4 protein-coding genes are annotated in these 3,354 nt (G+C 63.6%); 2 read left to right on the top strand and 2 right to left on the bottom strand.

What is annotated here, in order from left to right; all coding sequences use genetic code 11:
* Positions 1-204: 204 nt before the first annotated feature.
* Both IBX54_RS15275 and IBX54_RS13795 read right to left on the bottom strand, forming a co-directional pair.
* Positions 205-498, bottom strand: coding sequence for an FG-GAP repeat domain-containing protein (locus IBX54_RS15275; RefSeq protein WP_367141850.1), 294 nt, complete (start codon positions 496-498; stop codon positions 205-207).
* A 37-nt stretch (positions 499-535) separates the two neighbouring features.
* On the bottom strand, positions 536-1,024 hold the full coding sequence (locus IBX54_RS13795) for a c-type cytochrome (RefSeq protein ID WP_296543231.1): 489 nt from the start codon (positions 1,022-1,024) through the stop codon (positions 536-538).
* Positions 1,025-1,161: 137 nt separating this feature from the next.
* Here IBX54_RS13795 and groL point away from each other — a divergent pair, with 137 nt between their 5' ends.
* Both groL and IBX54_RS13785 read left to right on the top strand, forming a co-directional pair.
* Positions 1,162-2,802, top strand: coding sequence for a chaperonin GroEL (gene groL / locus IBX54_RS13790; protein WP_296543232.1), 1,641 nt, complete (start codon positions 1,162-1,164; stop codon positions 2,800-2,802).
* Between the two features lie 24 nt (positions 2,803-2,826).
* Positions 2,827-3,282: a host attachment protein gene (locus IBX54_RS13785; RefSeq protein WP_296543230.1), complete on the top strand. Its 456-nt coding sequence runs from the start codon at positions 2,827-2,829 to the stop codon at positions 3,280-3,282.
* Positions 3,283-3,354 lie beyond the last annotated feature (72 nt).

Genomic DNA, 3,354 nt, shown 5'->3' with positions numbered 1-3,354 from the left:
TTATCGAAGTTTTCAAGCGGTCAACTGAGGAATCTAGGTTCAATGGCATCGGTGCGCTTGGTGTTGGCTGGCAGGTTTTCCAGGATCGCGGGGGCGCGGCCTACAGTGTTAGTGCCACGCCTTCTTTGGTCACAAATTTCGGCGGGTCACCCGCCTTGTGGTGTTGGCCGCAGCCTGACACCGAGGCCGCCTGGCGCACTTCACTCAGCGCAAGGTCCGAACGGGTAGAAAGGTTCTGGGGGCCGAGTTCGATTGAATGAGCACACTGGGGCCATTTTCCAGCACCAGGTCGTTGCGGCCGTCGCCATTCATGTCGCCGATGGCGATGAAGCTGCCCGGATCGGTTCCTGGGTAAACGCCTGCAATCGTGAACTGGCCCGGGCTTGAAGACGTCTGCCGCAACACCGTGACGCTTGAGCCACCCGTGCCGCCTGACGGCGCATAGCCCGCGTTGGCGGCAACGATGTCAGCGCGACCATCGCCATCAAGATCGGCCAGTGCAACGCCCTGAACACTTATTCATGTGTGGCCAGCGTTAGCGCACCGGCTGCTCGGGCCCCTGCGTGCCATCGGCGCGGGCCGACAGGTAGGCGTACAGGTCAACGATGTGGGCGCTCACGCGGGGCTCGCCCTGCCACACGGGCATGGTGAGCGCGCCCTGTTTGCGCTGCAGGATTTGTTCGATCAATTCCGCGCGCGCGGCGCCGTCGCCGCCGGCCTGGGCCACCGGCAGATTCCAGTCGTAACGCGTGAGCACAAAGTCAACAAACTGGCGCGAACTCATTTGGCGAACCCTGGGCAACAGGTCGGGCGCAGCCGCCGTGCCGCTGCCCGCGGGGCCATGGCAGCCAGCGCAGCGGTCCTGAAAAACGCGCCAGCCGGTATAGACCGAACCGGGCGGATGCGACAGCCGCGCAAGTTCCTCGGCTGGCTGCTTGTTCTGCAGTTCCAGCACGCAGCCGGCCAGCAGCAGCGCCGACGCAATGACAGCGCCACAGCACAGAATCCTCGCAATTTTTTTCATGACCACCACCTTTTTCCTTGTTGCCAAAACCATGGTTCATTTTGAATGGCCTAACTTCCGCACCATTGAGATTTCTCATTCATGCCGCAATTGGAGCGGCCTAGCATGCGCACCAGTCACTCATGAAAGCATGGACCATGAAACCCAAGCAACTCCTGTTCCACGACGATGCCCGCGCCAAGATCCGCGCCGGTGTCGATGCGCTGGCCGAGGCGGTCAAGGTGACGCTGGGGCCGCGCGGGCGCACGGTCATTCTGGAGCGCGACTTCGGGCCACCGCAAATCGTGAATTCGGGTGTGCTGGTGGCCAAGTCGATCGCGCTCGAAGACCGGTTCGAGAACATGGGCGCGCAACTGCTGCGCGAGGTGGCGGCACGCACCAGCGAGATGGCGGGCGACGGCACCACCACCGCCACCGTGCTGGCGCACGGCATGATCCAGGAGGGCTTGCGCTACCTGGCCGGTGGCATGAACCCGATGGACCTCAAGCGCGGCATCGAGCTGGCCATCAACACCGTGGTGGCCGAGCTCAAGACCATGGCCAGACCCTGCGCCACGTCGCAGGAAATTGCGCACGTGGCCGCCATCTCGGCCAACAACGACCGCTCGATTGGCGACCTGCTCGCCAGCGCCATCGACAAGGTGGGCCGCGAGGGTGCCATCTCCATCGAGGACGGCTCCGGCCTGGACAGCGTTCTGGAGGTGGTGGAAGGCATGCAGTTCGACCGCGGTTTTTTGTCACCCTACTTCATCAACAACGCCGAACGCCAGAGCGCCGTGCTGGAAGACGTGGCAATTTTGTTGTGCGAAGGCCGGCTGTCGTCGCTCAAAGACCTGCTGCCGCTGCTCGAAGAAATCGTCAAAACGGGCCAGCCCCTGCTGGTGATTGCCGAGGATGTGGACAACGACCCGCTGGCGGCACTCGTCATCAACACCATTCGCGGCACCCTGAAAACCTGCGCCGTCAAGGCGCCCGGTTTTGGCGACCGGCGCAAGGCCATGGTGCAGGACATTGCCGTGCTCACCGGCGGCACGGTGGTGAGCGACGAGGTGGGCCTGACACTGGCCAAGGTCACCATGAGTGACCTGGGGCGCGCCAGCCGCGCAGAGATCACCAAGGAAGCCACCACGCTGATCGGAGGTGCCGGCAAGCCGCAGGCCATCAAGGAGCGCATTGCCATCATCCGCAAGGAACGCGAACTGGCCAGCAGCGACTTTGATCGCGAAAAGCTCGACGAGCGCGCCGCCAAGCTGTCTGGCGGTGTGGCACTGATCAAGGTCGGCGCGGCCACCGAGACCGAGATGAAAGAGCGCAAGGTGCGGGTTGAAGACGCCTTGCATGCCACCCGCGCTGCGGTCGAGGAGGGCATTGTGCCGGGCGGTGGCGTGGCCTTGCTGCGCGCGCGCCGGGCGCTGCTGGATTTGACGGGCAGCTCGCTCGACGAGACCTCGGGCATCCGGCTGGTGTCGCGCGCACTGGAAGAACCCTTGCGCCGCATTGTCAGCAATGCGGGCGACGAGCCGTCGGTGGTGCTGAACCGGGTGGACGAATCGACCGAGCCGGCCTTTGGCTACAACGCAGCCACCCGCACTTATGGCGACCTGCTGCAGATGGGCGTGATCGACCCGGCCAAGGTGACGCGGCTGGCGCTGCAAAACGCGGCGTCGATTGCCAGCCTGATCCTGACCACCGACTGCATGATTGCCACGGCGCCGGCCAAGCCGTCGTCCGAGTTGGAAGCGTCGATGCCCGAAGGTGGCGTCGGCCCCATGTTTTGACATTCACAAAGAAAGAGGACCATCATGGAAAAGACCTGGATTTTGATCGCCAATGGCGAACGGGCACGCTGTTTCGAGCGCGCGCCGGACCATTCACTTACCGAGCTGACCGATTTTGTCTTTCCGCGCGCCAGCCTGGTAGGCCAGGCCGAGGGCGGCGACCTGACCGGCGCGGCCGGCAAGGGCCATGGCCGCACCGGCCATGCCGGCACCCAGTTCGAGCCCAAAACACAGTCCGAGGACAAGGCGCGCGCCAGCTTTGCCCGGCAGCTGGCCACCTACCTCAACGATTCGGTGACCACGCAACGCTGCAGCGCGCTGGTGCTGATCGCCAGCAGCCAGATGCTGGGTGAGCTCAAACCGTGTTTGAGCGTGGCTGCTCAAAAAACAGTGAGGCGCAGCGTGATCAGCGACCTCACACAGTTCACCGGCCCCGAGCTGAGGAAACGCGTCGATCGGGCTTTCGAATTGCCCGATTGAGCCCTCTTCATCAGCCCCGTCATTGCGAACGAAGTGAAGCAATCCATGACTTCCAACAGCATGGACTGCCGC

This window comes from Rhodoferax sp., assembly GCF_014859475.1.
Lineage (GTDB): Bacteria > Pseudomonadota > Gammaproteobacteria > Burkholderiales > Burkholderiaceae_C > Rhodoferax.
The sequence above is the reverse complement of the archived record's forward strand: the minus strand, read 5'-3'. Positions and strand labels throughout refer to the sequence as shown.